At 68.6% G+C, this 20,663-nt stretch carries 22 protein-coding genes; 9 read left to right on the top strand and 13 right to left on the bottom strand.

Going from position 1 to position 20,663, the window contains the following annotated elements:
• Window positions 1-192: 192 nt before the first annotated feature.
• The 4 genes from urtB to urtE are packed head-to-tail and all read left to right on the top strand — an operon-like array spanning window position 193 to window position 4,581.
• Window positions 193-1,761 carry an urea ABC transporter permease subunit UrtB gene (gene urtB, locus BXA03_RS13035; protein WP_234983684.1) on the top strand — a complete coding sequence of 523 codons (1,569 nt, stop codon included), beginning with the start codon at window positions 193-195 and terminating at the stop codon, window positions 1,759-1,761.
• Window positions 1,762-1,765: 4 nt separating this feature from the next.
• Window positions 1,766-3,001, top strand: a complete 1,236-nt coding sequence (gene urtC / locus BXA03_RS13030; RefSeq protein WP_076508287.1) for an urea ABC transporter permease subunit UrtC — start codon at window positions 1,766-1,768, stop codon at window positions 2,999-3,001.
• Complete coding sequence (gene urtD, locus BXA03_RS13025; RefSeq protein ID WP_076508285.1) at window positions 2,998-3,873, top strand: urea ABC transporter ATP-binding protein UrtD; 876 nt, start codon at window positions 2,998-3,000, stop codon at window positions 3,871-3,873. The genes urtC and urtD overlap by 4 nt, the downstream gene beginning before the upstream one ends.
• A 3-nt stretch (window positions 3,874-3,876) precedes the next feature.
• A complete protein-coding gene (gene urtE, locus BXA03_RS13020) occupies window positions 3,877-4,581 on the top strand; it encodes an urea ABC transporter ATP-binding subunit UrtE (protein WP_076508282.1) in 705 nt (234 codons plus the stop codon).
• A 9-nt stretch (window positions 4,582-4,590) separates the two neighbouring features.
• On the opposite strand, the gene BXA03_RS13015 is transcribed toward urtE, so the two are convergent.
• A complete protein-coding gene (locus BXA03_RS13015; protein WP_076508280.1) occupies window positions 4,591-5,472 on the bottom strand; it encodes a LysR family transcriptional regulator in 882 nt (293 codons plus the stop codon).
• A gap of 76 nt (window positions 5,473-5,548) precedes the next feature.
• On the opposite strand from BXA03_RS13015, the gene BXA03_RS13010 reads away from it, so the two are divergent.
• The 3 genes from BXA03_RS13010 (at window position 5,549) to BXA03_RS13000 (ending at window position 8,628) form a co-directional block, all read left to right on the top strand.
• Window positions 5,549-6,424 carry an HpcH/HpaI aldolase/citrate lyase family protein gene (locus BXA03_RS13010; protein WP_076508543.1) on the top strand — a complete coding sequence of 292 codons (876 nt, stop codon included), beginning with the start codon at window positions 5,549-5,551 and terminating at the stop codon, window positions 6,422-6,424.
• Window positions 6,425-6,490: 66 nt separating this feature from the next.
• A complete protein-coding gene (locus BXA03_RS13005; protein WP_076508277.1) occupies window positions 6,491-7,474 on the top strand; it encodes a tripartite tricarboxylate transporter substrate binding protein in 984 nt (327 codons plus the stop codon).
• Window positions 7,471-8,628 carry a CaiB/BaiF CoA transferase family protein gene (locus BXA03_RS13000; protein ID WP_076508275.1) on the top strand — a complete coding sequence of 386 codons (1,158 nt, stop codon included), beginning with the start codon at window positions 7,471-7,473 and terminating at the stop codon, window positions 8,626-8,628. The genes BXA03_RS13005 and BXA03_RS13000 overlap by 4 nt, the downstream gene beginning before the upstream one ends.
• A gap of 63 nt (window positions 8,629-8,691) precedes the next feature.
• Here BXA03_RS13000 and BXA03_RS12995 read toward each other — a convergent pair whose 3' ends face one another.
• Window positions 8,692-9,816, bottom strand: coding sequence for a TauD/TfdA family dioxygenase (locus BXA03_RS12995; protein ID WP_076508272.1), 1,125 nt, complete (start codon window positions 9,814-9,816; stop codon window positions 8,692-8,694).
• A 101-nt stretch (window positions 9,817-9,917) separates the two neighbouring features.
• On the opposite strand from BXA03_RS12995, the gene BXA03_RS12990 reads away from it, so the two are divergent.
• Window positions 9,918-10,811, top strand: coding sequence for a LysR family transcriptional regulator (locus BXA03_RS12990; protein WP_076508270.1), 894 nt, complete (start codon window positions 9,918-9,920; stop codon window positions 10,809-10,811).
• 66 nt (window positions 10,812-10,877) lie between these two features.
• Here the strand turns inward: BXA03_RS12990 and BXA03_RS12985 are convergent, their stop codons facing one another.
• The 11 genes from BXA03_RS12985 to BXA03_RS12935 all read right to left on the bottom strand — a co-directional run bounded on the left by BXA03_RS12985 (window position 10,878) and on the right by BXA03_RS12935 (window position 19,519).
• Window positions 10,878-11,885, bottom strand: a complete 1,008-nt coding sequence (locus tag BXA03_RS12985; RefSeq protein WP_076508268.1) for an aldo/keto reductase — start codon at window positions 11,883-11,885, stop codon at window positions 10,878-10,880.
• Window positions 11,857-12,432: a hypothetical protein gene (locus BXA03_RS12980; RefSeq protein WP_200803378.1), complete on the bottom strand. Its 576-nt coding sequence runs from the start codon at window positions 12,430-12,432 to the stop codon at window positions 11,857-11,859. The genes BXA03_RS12985 and BXA03_RS12980 overlap by 29 nt, the downstream gene beginning before the upstream one ends.
• A complete protein-coding gene (locus tag BXA03_RS12975) occupies window positions 12,429-12,887 on the bottom strand; it encodes a MarR family winged helix-turn-helix transcriptional regulator (protein WP_083716056.1) in 459 nt (152 codons plus the stop codon). The genes BXA03_RS12980 and BXA03_RS12975 overlap by 4 nt, the downstream gene beginning before the upstream one ends.
• Entirely contained in the window at window positions 12,884-13,264 is a 381-nt protein-coding gene (locus tag BXA03_RS12970) for a GIY-YIG nuclease family protein (protein WP_076508266.1), read from the bottom strand. Before BXA03_RS12970 ends, BXA03_RS12975 begins: the two co-directional genes overlap by 4 nt.
• A 197-nt stretch (window positions 13,265-13,461) precedes the next feature.
• The gene (locus tag BXA03_RS12965) at window positions 13,462-14,424 is read right to left on the bottom strand and encodes a Gfo/Idh/MocA family oxidoreductase (RefSeq protein WP_076508263.1); all 963 of its coding nucleotides are present in this window, start codon (window positions 14,422-14,424) and stop codon (window positions 13,462-13,464) included.
• 31 nt (window positions 14,425-14,455) lie between these two features.
• Complete coding sequence (locus BXA03_RS12960; protein WP_076508261.1) at window positions 14,456-15,325, bottom strand: class III extradiol dioxygenase subunit beta; 870 nt, start codon at window positions 15,323-15,325, stop codon at window positions 14,456-14,458.
• Window position 15,326: 1 nt separating this feature from the next.
• Window positions 15,327-15,770 (bottom strand): protocatechuate 4,5-dioxygenase subunit alpha, encoded by a 444-nt coding sequence (ligA, locus tag BXA03_RS12955; protein WP_017761586.1) that lies wholly within the window; start codon window positions 15,768-15,770, stop codon window positions 15,327-15,329.
• Window position 15,771: 1 nt separating this feature from the next.
• A complete protein-coding gene (locus tag BXA03_RS12950; RefSeq protein ID WP_076508258.1) occupies window positions 15,772-16,704 on the bottom strand; it encodes an amidohydrolase family protein in 933 nt (310 codons plus the stop codon).
• 37 nt (window positions 16,705-16,741) lie between these two features.
• Window positions 16,742-17,728, bottom strand: coding sequence for a tripartite tricarboxylate transporter substrate binding protein (locus tag BXA03_RS12945; RefSeq protein ID WP_076508255.1), 987 nt, complete (start codon window positions 17,726-17,728; stop codon window positions 16,742-16,744).
• Between the two features lie 58 nt (window positions 17,729-17,786).
• Complete coding sequence (gene ligK, locus BXA03_RS12940; protein ID WP_076508252.1) at window positions 17,787-18,470, bottom strand: 4-carboxy-4-hydroxy-2-oxoadipate aldolase/oxaloacetate decarboxylase; 684 nt, start codon at window positions 18,468-18,470, stop codon at window positions 17,787-17,789.
• A 20-nt stretch (window positions 18,471-18,490) separates the two neighbouring features.
• Window positions 18,491-19,519, bottom strand: coding sequence for an amidohydrolase family protein (locus BXA03_RS12935; RefSeq protein WP_076508539.1), 1,029 nt, complete (start codon window positions 19,517-19,519; stop codon window positions 18,491-18,493).
• Window positions 19,520-19,703: 184 nt separating this feature from the next.
• Here BXA03_RS12935 and BXA03_RS12930 point away from each other — a divergent pair, with 184 nt between their 5' ends.
• On the top strand, window positions 19,704-20,609 hold the full coding sequence (locus BXA03_RS12930) for a LysR substrate-binding domain-containing protein (protein WP_076508249.1): 906 nt from the start codon (window positions 19,704-19,706) through the stop codon (window positions 20,607-20,609).
• Window positions 20,610-20,663: the final 54 nt, after the last annotated feature.

Raw genomic sequence — 20,663 nt, 5'->3', positions numbered from 1 at the left:
CTGCGCCACTGGCGCAGCGCGGTCTGCAAGACCACCCCGGCGGCCCGGCAAAGCCGGTTCCGCGGGTGCGTGCGAACGGGCTTCGCTTCGCTTGCCCTGAGCTCATGGGCGCACAGGCTCGATCTTGCTTGTCGGGATCGGGCCTTTTCTTTGGATGTCGAGGACGACATGAAAACACCTCTCCGCTTGTTCATGCAGCTGGCGTGCCTCGCCCTGCTGATGCTGGCCGGGCCGGCCAGGGCGCTGACGGCCGACGAGGCCCTGGCCATGGCCTCGGGCGATGCCGAAAGCCGCATCGCCGCCATCAACAAGGCCGTCGCCGTGGCCGACGAGAAGACCAAGGCCTTCCTGCAGGCGCTGGTGGACGAGGCGGTGAAGTTCACCGACAAGCAGGCCTTCGTCATGAAGGACGACAAGGGCTTCGACCCGGTCACCGGCACCGAGGTGAAGGTGCCGGCCGAGGCCGAGGACGTGGTCAACAACAACCTGATGCGCGGCGCCCTGGATGCCGCGCAGTCCGCGCTCAAACTCACCAGCCCCGACGAGGCCGTGCGGCTCGAAGCCGCCGACGCCCTGTTCAAGGAGCCCGACGAGTCGCGCGTTCCGCTGGTCGAGAAGGCCCTGGCCGCCGAGCAGAGCGCCAAGGTCAAGGCCAAGCTGATGCTGGTGCGCGACGCCTCCATGCTGTCGAGCACAGATGCCGCCAAGCGCCTGGCCGCCGCCAAGGCGCTGGGCGACAACAAGAACCCCGACACCAAGCTGCTGCTCAACCAGCGCCTGGCCGATGAGACCGACCCGCAGGTCAAGGCCGCCATCCAGGCCAGCATCGCGTCCATCGATGGCGCGCTGGTGTGGGGCGACCGGCTGGGCGTGATCTTCAGCGGCATCAGCCTGGGCTCGGTGCTGCTGCTGGCGGCCCTGGGCCTGGCCATCACCTACGGCCTGATGGGCGTGATCAACATGGCCCACGGCGAGCTGATGATGATCGGCGCCTATGCCACCTACGTGATGCAGGGCGTGTTCCAGCGCTTCCTGCCCGAGTCTCTGTTCGGCTGGTACCTGGTGGCGGCCATCCCGGTCTCGTTCATGGCCTCGGCCCTGGTAGGCGCGGTGCTGGAGCGGGGCGTGATCCGCTTCCTGTACGGCCGGCCGCTGGAGACGCTGCTGGCCACCTGGGGCATCAGCCTCATGCTGCAGCAACTGGTGCGCACGATCTTCGGTGCGCAGAACGTGGGCGTGGAGAACCCCGGCTGGATGAGCGGCGGGCTGGAGGTGCTTTCCAACCTGGTGCTGCCCTGGAACCGCATCGGCATCATCATCTTTGCCGGCCTCGTGCTCGCATCGATGGCTTGGCTTATCAGCCGCACGCGCCTGGGCCTCTTCGTGCGCGGCGTGACGCAGAACCGGCCCATCGCCTCGTGCATGGGCGTGAACACGGCCCGCGTCGACACCTACGCCTTCGCACTGGGTTCTGGCATTGCCGGCCTGGCGGGCTGTGCGCTCAGCCAGATCGGCAACGTGGGCCCCGACCTGGGCCAGAGCTACATCGTTGACAGCTTCATGGTGGTGGTGATGGGCGGCGTGGGCCAACTGGCCGGCACCGTCTACGCGGCCCTGGGCCTGGGCGTGCTCAACAAGTTCATCGAAGGCTGGGCGGGCGCCGTGCTGGCCAAGATCGCCATCCTGGTCTTCATCATCGTGTTCATCCAGAAGCGGCCGCAGGGCATCTTCGCGATCAAGGGCCGCAGTGCCGAGGCCTGAAGCCATGACGACATCCGTTCAACTTCCCTCCAAGGCGCCGCTGCTCAGCGGCAAAGGCTGGACCGCCTTCTTCATCGCGCTGATCGTGGCCTGCGGCCTGGCGCCGGTGCTCAACCTGTGGGTGCCCGAAGGCAGTGCCTTCCATCTCAGCGACTATGCGGTGGCGCTGCTCGGCAAGATCATGTGCTACGCCATCTGCGCGCTGGCCATGGACCTGATCTGGGGCTACACCGGCATCCTGTCGCTGGGCCACGGCCTGTTCTTCGCGCTGGGCGGCTACATGATGGGCATGTACCTCATGCGCCAGATCGGCCGCGACGGCAACTACAAGAGCGACCTGCCGGACTTCATGGTCTTCCTCGACTGGAAGACGCTCCCATGGCACTGGACCTTCAGCGACAGCTTCGTCTTCCAGATGCTCATGGTGGTGGCGGTGCCCGGCCTGCTGGCGCTGGTCTTCGGCTACTTCGCCTTCCGCTCGCGCATCAAGGGCGTGTACTTCTCGATCATCACGCAGGCCATGACCTTCGCGGCCATGCTGCTGTTCTTCCGCAACGAGACGGGCTTCGGCGGCAACAACGGCTTCACCGACTTCAAGCGCATCCTGGGCATTCCGCTGGCCACGCAGGAAATGCGCATGACGCTCTTCGCGCTCACCGGCGCGGTGCTGCTGGGCTTCTTCCTGTTCGCCAAGTGGCTGATCGGCAGCAAGTACGGCCGCGTGCTGCAGGCCATCCGCGATGCCGAGTCGCGCACCATGTTCTGCGGCTACAACCCGCTGCCCTACAAGCTCAGCATCTGGGTCATCTCGGCCATGATGTGCGGCGTGGCCGGCGCGCTGTACGTGCCGCAGGTGGGCATCATCAATCCGGGCGAGATGAGTGCCGCCAACTCCATCGAGATCGCCATCTGGACGGCCGTCGGTGGCCGGGCCACGCTGGTGGGGCCCATCGTGGGTGCCTTCCTGGTCAACGGCGCCAAGAGCTGGCTCACGGTGGTGGCGCCGGAATACTGGCTGTACTTTCTGGGCGCGCTCTTCATCGCCGTCACGCTGTTCCTGCCCGACGGCATCGTGGGCCTGGTGCGCCGGCTGATGAACCGCGGCAAGGCCGAGGCCGGCGCCGAGCCCGTGGCCCCCACCGGCCGCGAGGAAGCCCAGCGCGCATTGGCCAGGGAGGAGGGCGTGGAGCCCGCCGTGCTGCCCACCGTGCATGTCGAACCCAAGGGAGCCCAGGCATGACGCCCGACCTGATGGAAGCCGGCGCCGAGCGCCATGCCCGCGCCCAGGGCCTGCCTGCCGGCGCATCGACCGAGTCCGGCGGCCGCACCGCCGGCTATGGCCGGCCTGCGGTGGCCGGCGAGGTGGACGTGACCCACGGCCGCATCCTGTACCTGGAAGACGTGAGCGTGAGCTTCGACGGCTTCAAGGCCATCAACAAGCTGAGTCTGGACATCGCGCCTGGCGAACTGCGCTGCATCATCGGCCCCAACGGTGCAGGCAAGACCACGATGATGGACATCATCACCGGCAAGACGCGGCCCGACGAAGGCACCGTGTACTTCGGCAGCACCATCGACCTGCTGCGTCACCGCGAGGCCGAGATCGCGCAGCTGGGCATCGGCCGCAAGTTCCAGAAGCCCACCGTCTTCGAGCACCTGACCGTGTTCGAGAACCTGGAGCTGGCGCTCAAGACCGACAAGCGCGTGAAGCCCTCGATGTTCTTCAGGCTCGATTCGGCCCAGGCCGATCGGCTGGCCGAGATCCTGCAGACCATCCATCTGGCCGACAGCGTCAACCGCATGGCCGGCACGCTGAGCCACGGCCAGAAGCAGTGGCTGGAGATCGGCATGCTGCTCATGCAGGACCCGAAGCTGCTGCTGCTCGACGAGCCCGTGGCCGGCATGACCGACGAGGAGACGGCGCGCACCGCCGAGCTCTTCCTCACGCTCAAGGGCAAGCATTCGCTGATGGTGGTGGAGCACGACATGAGCTTCATCCGCACCATTTCCGAGATCGTCACCGTGCTGTGCGACGGCTCGGTGCTGGCGCAGGGCACGCTCGACGAAGTGCAGTCCGACGAGCGGGTGATCGAGGTTTATCTAGGACGTTGAGCCATGCTGAAGGTCAAGAACATCCACCAGTACTACGGCGGCTCGCACATCCTGCGGGACGTCAGCTTCGAGGCGCCGCTGGGCCAGGTCACCGTGCTGCTGGGCCGCAATGGTGTGGGCAAGACCACGCTGCTGAAGTCGCTGATGGGCCTGGTGCCGATCAAGAACGGCAGCATCGAGTTCGACGGCCAGCCGGTGCACAAGAAGACGCCCTACGAGCGCGCCCGCGCCGGCATGGGCTTCGTGCCGCAGGGCCGCGAGATCTTCGCGCGGCTGACGGTCGAAGAGAACCTGCGCATGGGCCTGGCCTACCGCAGTGCATCGACGCCCATCGCGCCCGAGCTCTACGAGCTGTTCCCGGTGCTCAAGCAGATGCTGCATCGGCGCGGCGGCGACCTGTCGGGTGGCCAGCAGCAGCAGCTGGCCATCGCCCGCGCGCTGGCGCCGGGCCCGAAGATGCTGATCCTGGACGAGCCCACCGAAGGCATCCAGCCCAGCATCATCAAGGACATCGGCCGCGCCATCCGCCGCCTGGCCGACGAAGGATGGAAGGGCCAGAAGATGGCGATCGTGCTGTGCGAGCAGTACTACGACTTCGCCGAGGAACTGGCCGACCACTACCTTGTGATGGAGCGCGGCGAGGTCATCGCGCGCGGGCTGGGCAAGGACATGGAGGCGCAGGGGGTACGCCAGCTCGTGGCGATCTGACGCCCAACCCTAGCCGTGCCCCTGGGCCACGACGCGCCGCGCATGGTCCACCAGCACCTCGATGGCGCGCGTGCGCGGGGAGTTGCGCAACCACACCATGCCGAATCGCCGTGATTCGGCGGGGCGCGGCAGCGGCAGCCGCGCGACTGGCGGCGCACTCGACCAGCCGGTGGCCACGTCGGGCGCGATCGATACACCCGTACCCCGTCCGACCAGGGCCGCGATAGCGGCGAGCGAGCTGATCTCGAAGCGCTCCCTCGGCACGATGCCTGCCCGGCGCAGGTAGCGCTCGGCGGCCTGACCCCCGCCCAGGCGGCGGTCATAGCGGATCAGGGCCTCTTCCCGCAGCAACGCATGCGGGTCCCGATGCGCCCACGCGTGTGGCGCCAGCACCACCAGGGGCTCTTCGCGCAGCAGCAGCCAGTTCAGGGACTTGGGCAGCGTGAAATCCGGATGCAGGCACAGGGCTGCGTCGAGCCGGCCTGCCAGCACTTCGGCGTACAGCTCGGCCGACAGTCCCATGCGCACGACGATGCGCGCCGCCGGGTGCTCCTGCGCGAGCGCGTCCAGCACCACCGGCAGCGGCCCGTTGAGCATCGTGTTGGTGGCGCCCACGGTCAGCTCCAGCACACCGTCGACATTGCCGACGGTCGCGCGCATGCCCGCCAGTTCGGCCAGCAGCGCGCTGGCGCGGCCGGCAAGGCGGTGGCCGCCTTCGGTCGGGGTCACGGTGCGGCCCGAGCGGCGCAGCAGGGGAACGCCGAACTCGCGTTCGAGGACGCGCATCTGCTGCGCCACCGCGGCAGCCGTCAGATCCAGGCGCCGCGCCGCCTCCGACATCGATCCCGCGTCCAGGACCGCCATGAACGTGCGCAGGTAGTTGGTCTCCATGAAGATAGATTTTGTTTGATCTGATTGAAGATCGACGTGCTTTTTCTTCGTGCCGGGCATCGCCACACTGCCGGACATGCGCAGCAAACTCTTCGTTCCGGGATCACGGCCAGAGCTTTTCGACAAGGCGCTTCGCAGCGACGCCGATGCCCTCTCGTTCGACCTGGAAGACTCGGTCAGCCCCGACCGGAAGGCCGAGGCCCGGCAGGCCTTGCAGACGCTGCTCAGTGCCGAGGCGCCCCGTGCATCGGGCAAGACGCTGATCGCGCGCGTCAACCCGTGCCAGTCGGCGCACTTCGCGGCCGATGTCCGCGCCGTGGTCCGCCCCGGCCTGGCGCTGCTCAATCTGCCCAAGGTCGAATCGGCCGACGAGGTGCTTGCCGCCGCCGCAGCGCTCGATGCCGCCGAAGCGGCCAATGGCGTCGCCGAACCGGTCGGCCTGCTGCTCAACATCGAGAGTGCGCGGGGCCTGCGACTCGCGCATGCGCTGGCCGCGGCCCATCCGCGCGTGGCCGGGCTGCAGCTCGGGCTGGGCGACCTGTTCGAGCCCCTGCAGATCGACCGCCATGACCCGGCAACGGTGCATGCGGTGATGCTCCAGCTGCGGCTGGCGGCGGGTGAGGCCGGCGTCTTTGCCTATGACGCCGCCTACGCGAAATTCCAGGACGTCGAGGGCTTCCGTGCCGAAGCGGGCGAGGCCCGGCGTCTCGGCTTCCTGGGCAAGAGCTGCATCCATCCGAGCCAGGTGGCCCATGCGAATGACATCTTCCGCCCCAGCGACGAGGAGATCGCCCGGGCGCAGCGCGTCGTGGCGGCCGCCGACCAGGCGCAGGCCCGGGGCGTCGGTGCCTACACCGTCGATGGCGAGATGGTGGACGCGCCATTCGTGCTGCGTGCCCGCGCGACGCTCGCCGCCGCCCGGCGACTGGGCCTCGGACAAGGCCCGGCTTGAACCCATGGGCGGCCTGGCAACGCGGGCCGCGCCAGTCCATCACCAACAACAGGAGACTTCGAAATCATGTCCATCGCCTTCCAGCGGCATCGCCGCGCGGCCATCGCCCTCGCGTCGCTGTGCGCCCTGGGCATCCCGTCCGTCCACGCCCAGGACAACTATCCGGTCAAGCCGATCACCATCGTCGTGCCGTATGCGGCCGGTGGCTCCAACGACAGCTTCGCGCGCTTCATGGCGCGTGGCCTGTCGATGGCCCTAAAGCAGCCGGTGGTGGTGGAAAACAAGCCTGGCGCCAGTGGCAACACCGGCACGGCCTTCGTCGCCAAGGCACCGGCCGACGGCTACACGCTGGTGGCCGTGTCGTCCAGCCTGGTTACGAATGCGGCGATCCAGACACGGCTGCCCTTCGACGCGGCCAAAGACCTGGCGCCGGTGGCCATGATGGCCAAGGGCCCGTTCATCGTCGCCGTGAACAACACGTTCCCGGCCCAGACCCCGAAGGAACTCGTGGCCGCCCTGAAGGCAGCGCCAGGCAAGTACGGCTATGCCAGTTCGGGCATCGCCAGCACGAACCAGTTCGCCACCGAACAGTTGAAGGCGCTGACCGGCACCTACGTGCTGCACGTGCCGTACCGCGGCATCGGCCCCGCGGTGACCGACCTGATCGGCAACCAGGTCCAGCTGCTGATCTCGAGCGGGCCGTCGATCATGCCCCACGTGCGAAGCGGACGCATCCGCGCCATTGCCGTCACCAGTGCGCAGCCGAGCCCGATCGCCCCTGAACTGCCGCCCATGGCCACGGCGGCGCCGGGCTACGACTTCGAGGCCTGGTGGGGCCTGCTGGCACCCGCAGGCACCCCGCCCGACGTGGTCGCGAAGCTCAACGCCGAGGTGAACAAGGTGCTCGCCACGCCCGAGTTCAAGGAATTCCTCCTGAAGGAAGGCGCCCTGGCCGCCCCGATGACGCCGGCGCAGTTCGCGGCCGTCATCGCCGCCGACATCCCGCGCTGGCGCAAGCTGGCCCAGCAACAGAACATCCTGCCCGAATGACGACACCCTCTTCTTCTGCCGCCACAGGCGGCCCGCTGGCCGGCGTGCGCGTACTCGACCTCAGTGCCTACATCGCCGGACCCTACGGCTGCACGCTACTGGCCGACCAGGGCGCCGAGGTGCTGAAGATCGAGCCGCCCGGCGGCGACAACCTGCGCCACTATCCCTCGACCCTGGCCCACGAAAGCCGCGCCTTCGTCGGCGTGAATCGCAGCAAGCGTGGTGTCGTGCTCGACCTCAAGCAGCCTGCCGACCTCGCGATGCTGCTGCGCCTGGTGGCCGAGGCCGACGTGCTGGTACACAACTTCCGGCCGGGCGTGGCCGAGCGACTGGGCATCGGCTATGCGCAGCTCCAGCCGCTGAACGACCGGCTGATCTACTGCGACATCACCGGCTTCGGCGGGACCGGACCGCTCAAGGACAAGGCGGGCTACGACCAGGTCCTGCAGACCTACAGCGGCATGTGCGACGAACAGGGGCCACGCGGCGGGCCGCCGGAGATCCTCTACGGCTCGGTGGTGGACTACTTCGCCTCGTCCCTGGTGGCCGGGGGCATCGCCTCGGCGCTCTATGAGCGGGAGAAGAGCGGGCGTGGCCAGCAGGTCGGCGTGTCGCTGTTGCGCGCGGCATTGACGATGCAGTCGGCCCGCCTCGTCTGGGCCGAGGACGAGCCGCGGGACGTGGGCCGTGACATGCGCTCGGGCGGCCTCACCGGTCTGCACCCGACGCGCGAGGGCCACCTGTACCTGTCGGCCAACACACCGCACTTCTGGCGCGCGCTGTGCGAGCGGACCGGGCTGATGGCCCTGCACGACGACCCGCGCTACGACACCGTGAAGAAGCGGGCACAGCACCGCGACGAGATCGTGCCCCGCCTGCGAGAAGCCCTCGCGGCGCGGACGGCACGCGAGTGGGAGACGGTGTTCGGCGACAGCGTGCCCTGCGCCGCGGCCCGCAGCGTCGCGGACATGTTCGACGATCCCCAGGTCCAGGCCGAGGCCATGATCACGACGTTGCCGCATCCCACGCTGGGCAGCTATCGCGCATTCGCCCAGCCCTGGGTCTATGGGCGCACGCCGGGGCCCGCGCCCTTTGCCGCCCCGACGCTGGGCCAGCACGACGACGCCATTCGGGGTGAGGTCGGCGCGGACTGAATTCGGTGCCGCCGCGGCGGCGGCACCTGCACGGACGACGGCTGCGCATGCAGCGTGGGCACTTCAGGCCGCAACCGCCGCTTCGCGTCGACGCACGGGCGCCCAGGGTCGCCAGGCCATGCCCAATGCCGCGGCCTGCCGCTGCTCGTAGGCGGCGAACTCGTCCGTCGACTGCGACCCCCGCAACCCGCCACGCACCGAGCCGGGCCGCGTGTCGATGAAGTACTCGGCCCAATCGGCAGGCAGCGGCTGCGAGCCCGGAACGGCCAACCACAGGCGCAGCAGGTGACGCTTGCGGTCGGGCTCCTCGAAGTCCTCGAAGGGCGTGCGCGAATGCACGATCACGTAGTTGTTGACCAATTGGACGTCGCCCTGCTCCAACTGCATGCGGAAGCACCAGCGCGGGTCGGCCATGATCTCTTCGAGCAGGTCGAGGGCTTCCCACTGTTGCGGCGTCACGCGGGGCAGCTCGGGGAAGTCGCGTTCGGCGGCCACGATGTTCTTGCGGTTGACCCGCATCGTGAAGTGCTCGGGGTCGCTGCCGATGATGGGGCAGGCGTAGTAGGGCGGTTGCTCGGGGTCCTGCGAGCCCTGGTAGTGGTGGTAGTAGGGCTGCTTCAGTACTTCCAGCAAGTCCGGCCGCCGGCGCGCCAGTTCGGCGGCCACCGCGATCGTGCTGGCCACCAGGCTCTCGCCGCCGGTCTTCGCGGTGCGCCGGCACAGCAGCGCCACCACGTCCGCCGAGTCCATGTGGAAGTCCAGCCCGGCCTTGGTGTTGTAGCCGCGACTGCGGCCGTTGGCGGCCTTGTAGGCAGCGCCCTCGTCGCGCACGTCGTTCATGTACTGGCTGGCCGGGTTCTGTGTGCGCGCGACGCCCACGTGCAGGCCCATGCCCCAGTAGGCGAGCTTGGTGTCCTCCTCGCTCCAGCGGTCGACGGGAAATCCCTTGAGCAGGCACATGCCCCAGCGGCCCTGCGTGGTGGCGAAGGCACGTTGCAGCGCCGTGCGGGCGGCATCGTCGAGCGGGAAGTCCGCGGCGGTCATCGCCAGCCAGGACTTGCCGCAGGCCTTGGCATGCGCCAGTGCGCGGTCGAAGCCCGCGACTTCGGCGCTGCTCAGACGCTGGATCCAGGAGGTGTCGAGCCGGGCGTCTTCGGTGGTCCAGCCTTGGGGTTTGGCGGTGTTCATGGGGCGTCTCTTTTGACTGAAGTGAATCGGTGGACGCAGTCTAGAAACGCCTCTTGCCAAGAAAAAGCGAATAAATTTGCGCTCCAAAGCAAGGAAATCTGATGAAGATCGAGATGTTCGACACCCTGGATGCCGTCTTGCGCGGTGGCTCGCTGGCGGCGGCCGCCACCGAAATGAACCTGACGGCCAGTGCGGTGAGCATGCAGATGCGACAGCTCGAGGCCTATCTGGGGCAGCCTCTCTTCGACCGCTCGGGCCACGCGATCCGGGCGACCGCGCTGGCCCATGACGTGGCGGCAGCGCTGCGGCCCGGTCTGCAGCAGCTGCAGTCATTGCGGCGGCGCGATGTGACGGCGATCGAGGGTGTGGTTCGCTTCGGCATCATCGAGTCGCTGATGCCCACGCTGCTGCCGGGAACCCTTTCGGCGCTGCGTGAGCGGTACCCGCGTCTGGAGGTGCGGCCGACGCGTGGCCGCAGCGCCGGCCTGACCGATGCGGTCAAGCGTGGCGAGCTCGACGCCGCCGTCGTCGCCGAACCGGAGGGAGGCGGCTCCGTGCGCCTGCATTGGCGATCGCTGATGCGCCGCGAGATGCAGCTCATCGCGCCGCCCGACGCGCGCGAGACCTCGGTTCCGGCGCTGTTCAAACAGTACGAGTGGATCCGCTACGACCGCCAGACCATTTCCGGCCAGCTGGCGGCCCGCTACGTGGCCAGCCAGGTTCCGGCCGCGCGCGGCACGCTGGAGTTCGACAGCGTGCCGGCCATCGTGGCGATGGTCAGCGCAGGGCTGGGCATCGCGCTCGTCCACCTGGTCGACAGCGGCTTCTGCCAGTCCTACCCGGTGCGCTTCGTGCGGCTGGGCCGTGCGGCACCGGCGGTGCAGATGTCCCTGGTGTGCCGCAAGTCGGACGCCGACAGCCGGCCGCTGCGTGCCGTGGGCGACGCGATGACCGCGGTGCTGACCGGCACGGTGCGTGCGCTGGCGGGCCGCTGAGGACAGCGGCGTTCGCTTCAAGGCCGATGCGCCGCCACGCCCGCCACCCGGCACACCGACCGCGGTTCAGCCGGCGAACTCCTCCGTGTCCACTTCCTGCGTCGCCTGCGCCGGGTAGCGCGGACCGCTCACGGTGTGCTGGTTGATGAGCTCGCCAGCGCGCGCGATCACGTCGGCGGGCAGTCGGAGGTCGGCCGCGGCCAAGTCCTCGTGCAGATGGTCCAGGCTGGTGGTGCCGGGGATGGGGAGGATGTCCTCGCCTTGGGCCAGCAGCCAGGCCAGTGCCAGTTGGGCGGGCGTGCAGCCGGCTTCCTGCGCCAGGGCCTCGAAGCCGGAAAGCAGCGACAGGTTGCGCGGATAGTGCTCGGCCGAGAAGCGCGGCATGGGCCGGCGGATGTCCTTGGCGTCCAGCGCGGCCACGTCCGTGAGGCGGCCCGTCAGGTAGGCGCGGGCCAGCGGGCTGAAGGCCACGAAGGCGGTGCCCAATTCGCGGCAGGCGGCCAGCACGGCGATCTCGGGATTGCGCGTCCACAGCGAATACTCGGTCTGCACGGCGGCGATGGGATGCACGGCGGCGGCCTTGCGCAGCGTGCCTGCCGAGACTTCCGACAGGCCCAGCGCGCGCACCTTGCCTTCCTCGATCAGGCGCGACATCTCGCCCACCGAATCCTCGATGGGCACCTTCTTGTCCCACCGGTGCAGGTAGTACAGGTCGATGACGTCGGTGTTCAGGCGGCGCAGGCTGTCCTCGCAGTTGCGGCGCAGCGTGGCGGGGCGACCGTCGATCACGCGGCGCATCACGCCGTCCTCGCCCCTGGCGCCGGCCATGCCGCCCTTGCTGCACAGCGTGAGCTGATGGCGGTGCTTCTTCAGCACGCGGCCCACCAGTTCTTCGTTGGCGCCGAAGCCATAGAGTGCGGCCGTGTCGAAGAGCGTCACGCCGGCATCCAGCGCTGCCAGCAGCACGCGCTCGCCCTGCTCGGGCGAGGGGGGCACGCCATAGGCATGGCTCAGGTTCATGCAGCCCAGGCCGATGGCCGAGACCTCAAAGTTCGCGATACGTCGTGTGTGCATGGGCAGAGCTTAGTCGGGGTTGGAAGGTTGAAAGCGGTGCACGGACTCTTTGCCAGGCTAGGTGCTGCCAGGCCGCCGTGCCGTAGCCGGCCACCAGGTCATGGCCGATGGCTTGCCATGCAGGGTCGGCCGCGTCGAGGCCCAGGGCCTCGATGAAGGGTGCCTGCACGATGAAGCACTGGCGGCGATAGGGCAGCAGGAAGCCGCCCGGCTGCGTCGCGAGCACCGGCGCTGCCTCGTCATGGCGCGCGAACCAGAGGTGCAGCAGCAGGCCCGTGCGCGGCGCATGCCAGAAGTCGCCCATGTCATCGCCCGGCGCGGCCAGGCCGCCCAGCACACGGCGGGCATGGTCCCAGTGCAGGAAGCCGAGTTCGCGCGCCGCAGCCTGCAGATGGTCGCCCAGGGTGCGGTCATCGCTGCGGCCCTCGCGGTGGGCGCGGTTCAGGCGCACGCGGGCACGCACCTTGAGTTCCTCCGCCGGGACCTTGACGCTTCCTGTCGGGACGTCGTCACGGGTGGGCTTCTGCCCGAGCGGCCGCTGGCTCATGGCACGGGCGCCGCGGACGGTGTCGGGATGACGGCGCTGCTTGCCACGGCATCGAGCTGCGACTGCAGTGCGTCCGGGCCGCACCGATCCAGCCCGACGCCGGCCCAGGCCTTGGCGCACACCGCGCTCACGGTCTGCGCGGCTTCGGCATGCAGTTGCCGGCCGGCGGGCCGCAGCAGCACGGCGCCGGCCTCGCGTGCGACGAGGCCGGTCTTCTCCAGTGGCATCAGTTGCCGGACGAGCGCCGAGGGCGCGATGTGCAGGGCCTGCGCGAGCTGCAGCGTGGGCAGACGTCCATGCGATGCCTGCGTCAGCACATCGAGCAGCAGGAAGTCCTTGGCGTCGAGGCCGTGCCACATGCCCAGACGTTCGTCCAGGCGCTGCTGCTGGCGCGCATGGGCCCGGGCCAGCGCGAGGCCGAGCCGCATGGCCTGGGCGTCGGTTGGCCGGCTCATACGCCGCCTCCTTGTCGTGCGCCGCCCTCGGCCGCGGGTGACGGCAACTCGGCCTCCCACAGCGCCAGCAGCGTCGCCAGTTCGGCGTCGTAGTCGAAGGCGGGATCGTCGCGCTCCTTCACGCGGTCGACGACCTCGAAGCGGAAGGCCTCGGCGCCGTGGGTGTTCCAGGCCGATTGCAAGGTTCGGTCGCGATGGGCGCCACGCATGAGTTCGAAGCGCAGGCGGTTGAAGATTCCGTCCAGATGGCGGCTGCTGCCCACGCGCAGCAGCCCGGCGGCCTCGCAGCGCAGGGCATAGATGCCCATGGCGGGAAAGGCCTGCTTGTACTGGCGCGTCAGCTCGCGACGGGCCTGCAGGGAAAGGGAAGGGGTCATGGCAGTGCTCCAGGTCCTCGTCGGCGAGCCGGTCCCGCATGGGGCTCGAACGAAGACCGCGGTCTGTCCACGGAAGAAGAAGAAACGAGTCGGGAGGGTGAGAGCCTCTTGTGCGGGCAGGCGCCCCTCAGCACCTGCCCGCAATTTTACCCGGGTTATTTTGGCCGGATCAAGCGATCCGGCCCCTGGGCCGTGCCTCAGCCGGCGAGCTGCTGCTCCAGCTGGTGCAGCACCTGGTAGCAGGGCAGCACCTGGGCCACGCTGCTGTTGGGCTCGCGGCCTTCGCGGATGGCGGCAAAGAACTCGCGGTCCTGCAGCTCGATGCCGTTCATCGACACGTCGACCTTGCTCACGTCCACCGGCTCTTCGGCGCCCTTGCTGTGCGACTGCACCAGGTCGTCGTAGCGCGCGATGTAGGTCGCGGTGTCGCCGATGTAGCGGAAGAAGGTGCCCAGCGGGCCGTCGTTGTTGAACGAGAGCGACAGCGTGCAGATGGCGCCGTTGGCGGCCTGCAGCTGGATGCTCATGTCCATGGCGATGCCCAGGTCCTTGTGGATGGGGCCCTGCACGGCGTTGGCCTTCACGATGGGGCTGCCGGCCTGGTAGGCGAACAGGTCCACGGTGTGGGCGGCGTGGTGCCACAGCAGGTGGTCGGTCCAGCTGCGGGGCTGGCCCAGCGCATTCATGTTGGTGCGGCGGAAGAAATAGGTCTGCACATCCATCTGCTGGATGTTGAATTCGCCGGCCTGGATCTTCTTGTGCACGTACTGGTGGCTGGGGTTGAAGCGGCGGGTGTGGCCCACCATGGCCACCTTGCCGGCCTGCTTCTGCAGGGCCAGCACTTCCTCGCCTTCCTTGAGCACGTCGCACAGGGGAATTTCCACCTGCACGTGCTTGCCGGCCTGCAGGCAGGCCTTGGTCTGGGCGGCGTGCATCTGCGTGGGCGTGCACAGGATGACGGCGTCCAGCTCCTGGATGGCCAGGCTGTCGGCCAGGTCGGTGGTGACGTGCTGGATGCCGTACTTGTCGGCCACTTCCCGGGTCTTGGCCAGGTCGCGGCTGATGAGGGAGATCACTTCTACGTCCGGGATGTTCTTGATGCCGTCCAGGTGCTTGATGCCGAAGGCGCCGGCGCCGGCGAGTGCGACTTTGATGGTCATGTCGGTGTTGGCTTTCTGAAGGAGTTGGTCGTCAGGCCTGGTCTTCCAGGATCAGGTGGCCCACGGCGGTGTTGGACGCCGGCACGTGGAAGAAGCGGTGCGCCAGCTTGGGCGCCGGGCCGCCGGCGATGTCGCCCATCGCCCCGCGGGCGATCAGCCACATCACCAGCTCGATGCCCTCGCTGCCGGCCTCGCGCACGTATTCGATGTGCGGCACCTTGGCCAGCTCGGTGGGTTCGGCGATCAGGCGGTCCAGGAACTTGTTGTCCCAGTCGGCGTTGATGAGGCCCGCGCGCGCGCCCTGCAGCTGGTGGCTCATGCCGCCCGTGCCCCAGATGTGCACGTTGAGGTCCTCGTCGAAGCTCTCGACGGCACGGCGGATTGCGCGGCCCAGGTTGAAGCAGCGCTGGCCGCTCGGCACCGGGTACTGCACCACGTTGACCGCGAAGGGGATCACCGGGCAGGGCCAGGCGCCGTTCTTCGGATCCTGCTCGCCGCACATCAGCGACAGGGGCACCGTCAGGCCGTGATCCACGTCCATCTTGTTGACGATGGTGAGGTCGAAGTCCTGCTGGATCACGCTCTGCGCGATGTGGCTTGCGAGGGCCGGGTGGCCCACGACCTTGGGCACCGGGCGCGGGCCCCAGCCCTCGTCGGCCGGCTGGTACTCGGCCGCCGTGCCGATGGCGAAGGTGGGGATCATGTCCAGGCTGAAGGCCGTGGCATGGTCGTTGAAGACCAGGATGACGACGTCGGGCTTGTTGTCCTTCATCCATTGCTTGGAGAAGTCGTAGCCCGCGAACAGCGGCTTCCAGTAGTCTTCCTTCGTCTTGCCCAGGTCCAGTGCCGCGCCGATGGCGGGCACGTGCGAGGTGTAGACGGATGCGGTGATGCGGGCCATGTCAGTTCGCTTTCGTCGGATGGTGGGCGCCTTGCGGCTGGCGATGGGCTTGCGCATCGCCGTCCTCGCCCACGTAGCGGTTGCCGTCCACGCGGCGGCCGCCGTTGATCATCATGTTGCGGTATTCCTCTTCGGTCATGCCGGTCATCGAGCCCGCCATCTGCTGGAAGCTCTTGCCGTCGGTGGCCCCGATCTTGGCGAGGAAGTAGATGTTGCCGCCCGTGCGCATGCACCAGTTGAGGTCGCGGGCCAGCACGGCCTGCTTCTGCTCCTCGGTCATCGGCCATTCGTCGAGGTAGGCACGTTCGTCGGCCTTGAAGCGCTCGCGGTTCTCGGCCTTCATCAGGCTCATGCAGAACTGGTTGAGCCAGTAGCCTTTGCGGCTCTGCTCGGCGTCGAAGATGATCGTGCCGGGCACGTCCAGGTAGGGTTTGTCGAGGGCCATGTCAGACTTCCTCCGGCCAATAGAGCTTCATGGGGTTGTCGACCAGGAGCTTCTTCTGGAGTTCCGGCGTCGTCGCGATGTGCGGGATGAAGTCCACCAGCAGGCCGTCGTCGGGCATGTGGTCCTTCAGGTTGGGGTGCGGCCAGTCGGTGCCCCACAGCACGCGGTCGGGGAACTGCTCGACGATGCGGCGGGCGAAGGGCACCACGTCGCGGTAGGCGTTCTGCTCGCCGTCCAGCGCCTTGGGGCCGGCCACCGACAGGCGCTCGGGGCAGCTCACCTTGCTCCACACATTGCTGTGTTCGCGCATGAACTTCTCGAACAGCGCGAACTCGGGGCCGTCCACCGGCTTGGTCACATCGGGGCGGCCCATGTGGTCCACCACCACCGTGGTGGGCAGCGCGGTGAAGAAGTCCCACAGCTCGGGCAGGTCCACCGCCTCGAAGTAGATGACCACATGCCAGCCCAGCTTGGCGATGCGGCCGGCGATCTCCATCAGCTCGTCCTTGGGCGTGAAGTCCACCAGGCGCTTGACGAAGTTGAATCGCACGCCGCGCACGCCGGCGGCATGCAGGGCCTGCAGCTCCTCGTCCGTCACGCTGCGCTTGACCGTGGCCACGCCGCGCGCCTTGCCGTCCGAGGACTGCAGCGCATCGACCAGCGCGCGGTTGTCCGCGCCGTGGCAGGTGGCCTGCACGATCACGTTGCGCGCAAAGCCCAGGTGGTCGCGCAGCGCGAAGAGTTGCGCCTTGCTGGCGTCGCAGGGCGTGTACTTGCGCTCGGGCGCGTAGGGAAATTCCGCGCCCGGACCGAAGACGTGGCAGTGCGCATCGACGCTGCCGGCCGGCACCTGGAACTTCGGCTTGCTGGGACCGGTGTACCAGTCCAGCCAGCCGGCGGCTTTCTCGAAGGGGCCTGTGGTGGGTTTGCTCATGAGCGTTGCTCCTGGGGAGTGAGGGGGCCGACCGGGGTCAGTCGGGCTTGATGCCGGCTTCGCGCACCAGCTTCTCGTAGCGCAGGCGCTCCGAGTGGATGAGCTGGGCGAACTGCTCGATGCTGCCGGGCAGCAGCTCGCCGCCGACCTGGGCCATGCGCTCGCGCACGGCCGGCGTCTGCAGCGCCTTCTGCACCTCGGCATGCAGCTGGGTGACGATGGGACGCGGGGTGGCCGCCGGGGCGACGATGCCGTACCACACCGAGGCCTCGAAGCCGGGGAAGCCGGATTCGGCGATGGTCGGCACGTCGGGGAAGACGGCGCTGCGATTGGGGCTCAGCGCTGCCAGCACCTTGAGCTTGCCGCTCTTCACGTGCGGCTGGGCCTCCAGCGCATTGATGGCCACCAGCGGCAGCTGGCCGCCGATCACGTCGGTCAGCGCCTGGGCGCCGCCGCGGTAGGGCACATGCTGCAGGCGGATGCCGGCGGCGCGCTCGAAGAACTCCACTGCCATGTGCGGCGTCGAGCCGTTGCCCGGCGACGCGAAGGAGAGGCCATCGGGCCTGGCCTTGGCCGCCGCGATCAGCTGCTGGATGGTGCTGAAGGGCGCGCCGGCATTGGCGGCGATCACCACCGGCACGCGGCCGATCAGCGACACCGGCACCAGCTCGCGCTCGGCATCGAAGGGCATGGGCTGGTACAGCGCCATGTTGGCGGCCAGCGCATTGGCGGCCACCATCAGCGTGTAGCCGTCGGCGGGCGCGTCGATGGTGGCCTTGACCGCGATGTTGCTGCCGGCGCCTGGCCGGTTGTCGATCACGAAGGGCTGGCCCATGCTCGCGGCCAGGGCTTGGCCCACGCTGCGGGCGACGGCGTCCACGGCGCCCCCGGCCGAGTAGCCGACCAGCACGCGCACGGGCTTGGTCGGGTAGCCGGTCTGCGAAGCGGCCAGCGTGGGCGCGAGCCAGGCCGATGCGGCGGCCAGGGGGCCGGCGGCGATCAGCTGGCGGCGGGAAAGGGTCATGGTCGTCTCCGTGTTCTTCTCTGCGGGCAGCGGATGCCGGCGCGCGCCGGCAACGCGCTCAGTCGATGTACTTGAGGCCCGCGGCCGCCAGCGGCTCGCGCATCTTGTACATGTCCAGGCCCAGCACGCCGCTGGCCAGCTTGGCGCGCTTCTCGCCCTCGAAGGACTCGCGCTTGCGCGCGGCTTCCAGCGTCTTGGCGGCGATGGCGCGTGGCACGCAGACCACGCCGTCGTCGTCGGCCACGATCACGTCGCCGGGCGTCACCAGCATGCCGGCGCACACCACGGGGATGTTGACCGAGCCGATGGTCGCCTTGATGCAGCCCTTGCTGCTGATGCACTTGCTCCACACGGGGAAGTTCATCCCCTGCAGCGTCTTGACGTCGCGCACGCCGGCGTCGATCACCAGGGCGCGGGCGCCGCGGGCCTGGAAGCTGGTGGCCAGCAGGTCGCCGAAGTAGCCGTCGGTGCATTCGGCGGTGATGGCCGCCACCACGATGTCGCCCGGCTGGATCTGCTCGGCCGCGACGTGCAGCATCCAGTTGTCGCCCGGGTGCAGCAGCACGGTGACGGCCGTGCCGGACACCTGCTGGCCCGGATAGATCGGACGCATGTAGGGCTTGAGCAGGCCCACGCGGCCCATGGCCTCGTGGACGGTGGCTGAGCCCAGGGCGGCCAGGCCGTCCGCGGTCTCGCGGTCGGTGCGCTGGATGTTGCGGTAGACGACGCCTAACTCGTACATGGTTGTCTCTCCAGAATGGTTTACAGGGCCTTGGCCTTGAGGGCCGCATCCAGGCGCGGGAAGACCCGGCGCGCATTGCCTTCGAAGACCTGGAAGCGCTCGTCGTCGCTCAGGTTGGCGGTGGCGCTCACATAGCGCTTGGTGTCGTCGTAGTAGTGGCCGGTCTGCGGGTCGATGCCGCGCACGGCGCCGATCATTTCGGAGGCGAACAGGATGTTCTTGACCGGGATCACCTTGGTCAGCAGGTCGATGCCCGGCTGGTGGTACACGCAGGTGTCGAAGAAGATGTTGTTGAGCAGGTGCTCTTCGAGCAGCGGCTTCTTCATCTCCTGCGCCAGGCCGCGGAAGCGACCCCAGTGGTAGGGCACCGCGCCGCCGCCGTGGGGAATCACGAACTTCAGCGTCGGAAAGTCCTTGAACAGGTCGCCCTGGATGCACTGCATCACGGCCGTGGTGTCGGCGTTGAGGTAGTGCGCGCCGGTGGTGTGGAAGCAGGCGTTGCAGCTGGTGCTCACGTGCACCATGGCCGGAATGTCGTACTCCACCATCTTTTCGTAGATGGGGTACCAGTGGCGGTCGGTCAGCGGCGGGCTGGTCCAGTGGCCGCCCGAGGGGTCGGGGTTCAGGTTGATGCCGACGAAGCCGTATTCCTTGACGCACTTCTCCAGCTCGGGGATGCAGGTCTTCGGGTCCACGCCCGGCGACTGCGGCAGCATGGCCGCGCCGATGAAGTTGTCCGGGAAGAGCTCGCTCACGCGGTAGCACAGCTCGTTGCAGATGGCGGCCCAGGTGCTGGAGACCTCGAAGTCGCCGATGTGGTGGGCCATGAAGCTGGCGCGCGGGCTGAAGATGGTCAGGTCGCTGCCGCGTTCCTTCATCAGGCGCAGCTGGTTCTGCTCGATGGATTCGCGCAGTTCGTCGTCGCTGATCTTCAGGTCGGCCGGGTTGGGCTTGGCCGACGGGTCCTTGATGCCGGCGATCTGGGCATTGCGCCAGTTCTCGAGGGCCTTGGGGGCGGTGGTGTAGTGGCCGTGGCAGTCGATGATCAGCGGCTGACCGTTGGATTTCGGCATGGCGTCTCCTGGGAAGGGCGGGGGCGGGCCGGACAACCGGCCGTGGGTCTGGAAGGCAGCGCCCATTCTGTGCCGGGGCCCCCGTCCGCCTCCAGGGGGCAGATCGACTAGCAGCTAGAACAAACTGCTATAGCATGCGTGTCGATATGCGTCTGACGTCATGGATCTGAAACAGCTGGAGTACTTCGTCCGCGTCGTGGAGCTGGGCAGCTTCACCCGCGCCGCGCTGGCGCTCGACATCGCCCAGCCCGCCCTCAGCCGCCAGGTGCGCACGCTGGAGGTGGAACTGCGCCAGAACCTGCTGGTGCGAAACGGCCGCGGCGTCACGCCCACCGAAGCCGGCGCGCTGCTGCTGGAGCACGGCCGTGGCATCCTGCACCAGGTGCAGCGGGCGCAGGAGGAACTGGCGCGGGTGCGCGGCGGCCTTGCCGGACGGGTGGCGCTGGGCCTGCCGCCCACGGTGGCGCGCGCGCTGGCCGTGCCGCTGACCCGGCGCTTTCGCCGTGAACTGCCCGAGGCGCGGTTGTCGATCAGCGAGGGGCTGTCGATCTCCATGCACGAGGCCCTGTCCGCCGGCCGGTTGGACATCGCGGTGCTCTACCAGGCCAAGCCCATCGCCGGCCTGGACATCTCGCCGCTGATGACCGAGGAACTGATGCTGGTGCAGGCCCGCCCGCCCGGGCTGGCGGAAGACCCGCCGCCGCCGCCCATTGCGCTGGCCGAGGTGGCGAAGCTGCCGCTGATCATTCCGAGCCGGCCCAATGCCGTGCGCATGCATGTGGAGTCGGAGATGGCGGCCCTGGGCTGCGAGCCGCAGATCGCGCTGGAGATCGACGGCGTGCCCGCGATCCTGGACCTGGTGGCCGACGGTGCCGGCTGCGCCATCCTGGCGCGGCGGGCAGTGCAGACCTCGATCCGGCCCTCGGCCTTCAGCGTGCGGCCCATCGGCCCGCCGCGGCTGCAGGTGCAGGCGCATGTGGCCGTGAGCGCGCAGCGGCCGGTGACGCGCACGCAGGCCGCGGCGCTGGAGTTGCTCAAGGCGGTGGCGGCGGAAACGGGGGGCTGATCCGGCGCGGCGCCGGCATCAACGAAAAGGGCGCCCCGCGGCGCCCTTCCTGGC

Source organism: Pseudacidovorax sp. RU35E, from assembly GCF_900156165.1.
In the GTDB taxonomy this organism is placed as follows: Bacteria; Pseudomonadota; Gammaproteobacteria; order Burkholderiales; family Burkholderiaceae_C; genus Xenophilus.
The sequence above is the reverse complement of the archived record's forward strand: the minus strand, read 5'-3'. Positions and strand labels throughout refer to the sequence as shown.

Coding starts and splice junctions, on each gene's coding strand:
- BXA03_RS13005 (WP_076508277.1), top strand. CDS start 6,491: ATGTCCATCGCCTTCCAGCGGCATCGCCGCGCGGCCATCGCCCTCGCG.
- BXA03_RS13000 (WP_076508275.1), top strand. CDS start 7,471: ATGACGACACCCTCTTCTTCTGCCGCCACAGGCGGCCCGCTGGCCGGC.
- BXA03_RS13010 (WP_076508543.1), top strand. CDS start 5,549: ATGCGCAGCAAACTCTTCGTTCCGGGATCACGGCCAGAGCTTTTCGAC.
- BXA03_RS12965 (WP_076508263.1), bottom strand. CDS start 14,424: ATGACCATCAAAGTCGCACTCGCCGGCGCCGGCGCCTTCGGCATCAAG.
- urtD (WP_076508285.1), top strand. CDS start 2,998: ATGACGCCCGACCTGATGGAAGCCGGCGCCGAGCGCCATGCCCGCGCC.
- BXA03_RS12945 (WP_076508255.1), bottom strand. CDS start 17,728: ATGACCCTTTCCCGCCGCCAGCTGATCGCCGCCGGCCCCCTGGCCGCC.
- BXA03_RS12975 (WP_083716056.1), bottom strand. CDS start 12,887: ATGAGCCGGCCAACCGACGCCCAGGCCATGCGGCTCGGCCTCGCGCTG.
- BXA03_RS12990 (WP_076508270.1), top strand. CDS start 9,918: ATGAAGATCGAGATGTTCGACACCCTGGATGCCGTCTTGCGCGGTGGC.
- BXA03_RS12980 (WP_200803378.1), bottom strand. CDS start 12,432: ATGAGCCAGCGGCCGCTCGGGCAGAAGCCCACCCGTGACGACGTCCCG.
- urtB (WP_234983684.1), top strand. CDS start 193: ATGCAGCTGGCGTGCCTCGCCCTGCTGATGCTGGCCGGGCCGGCCAGG.
- BXA03_RS13015 (WP_076508280.1), bottom strand. CDS start 5,472: ATGGAGACCAACTACCTGCGCACGTTCATGGCGGTCCTGGACGCGGGA.
- ligA (WP_017761586.1), bottom strand. CDS start 15,770: ATGGCCCTCGACAAACCCTACCTGGACGTGCCCGGCACGATCATCTTC.
- BXA03_RS12985 (WP_076508268.1), bottom strand. CDS start 11,885: ATGCACACACGACGTATCGCGAACTTTGAGGTCTCGGCCATCGGCCTG.
- BXA03_RS12950 (WP_076508258.1), bottom strand. CDS start 16,704: ATGAGCAAACCCACCACAGGCCCCTTCGAGAAAGCCGCCGGCTGGCTG.
- BXA03_RS12960 (WP_076508261.1), bottom strand. CDS start 15,325: ATGGCCCGCATCACCGCATCCGTCTACACCTCGCACGTGCCCGCCATC.
- ligK (WP_076508252.1), bottom strand. CDS start 18,470: ATGTACGAGTTAGGCGTCGTCTACCGCAACATCCAGCGCACCGACCGC.
- BXA03_RS12930 (WP_076508249.1), top strand. CDS start 19,704: ATGGATCTGAAACAGCTGGAGTACTTCGTCCGCGTCGTGGAGCTGGGC.
- BXA03_RS12995 (WP_076508272.1), bottom strand. CDS start 9,816: ATGAACACCGCCAAACCCCAAGGCTGGACCACCGAAGACGCCCGGCTC.
- urtC (WP_076508287.1), top strand. CDS start 1,766: ATGACGACATCCGTTCAACTTCCCTCCAAGGCGCCGCTGCTCAGCGGC.
- BXA03_RS12970 (WP_076508266.1), bottom strand. CDS start 13,264: ATGACCCCTTCCCTTTCCCTGCAGGCCCGTCGCGAGCTGACGCGCCAG.
- urtE (WP_076508282.1), top strand. CDS start 3,877: ATGCTGAAGGTCAAGAACATCCACCAGTACTACGGCGGCTCGCACATC.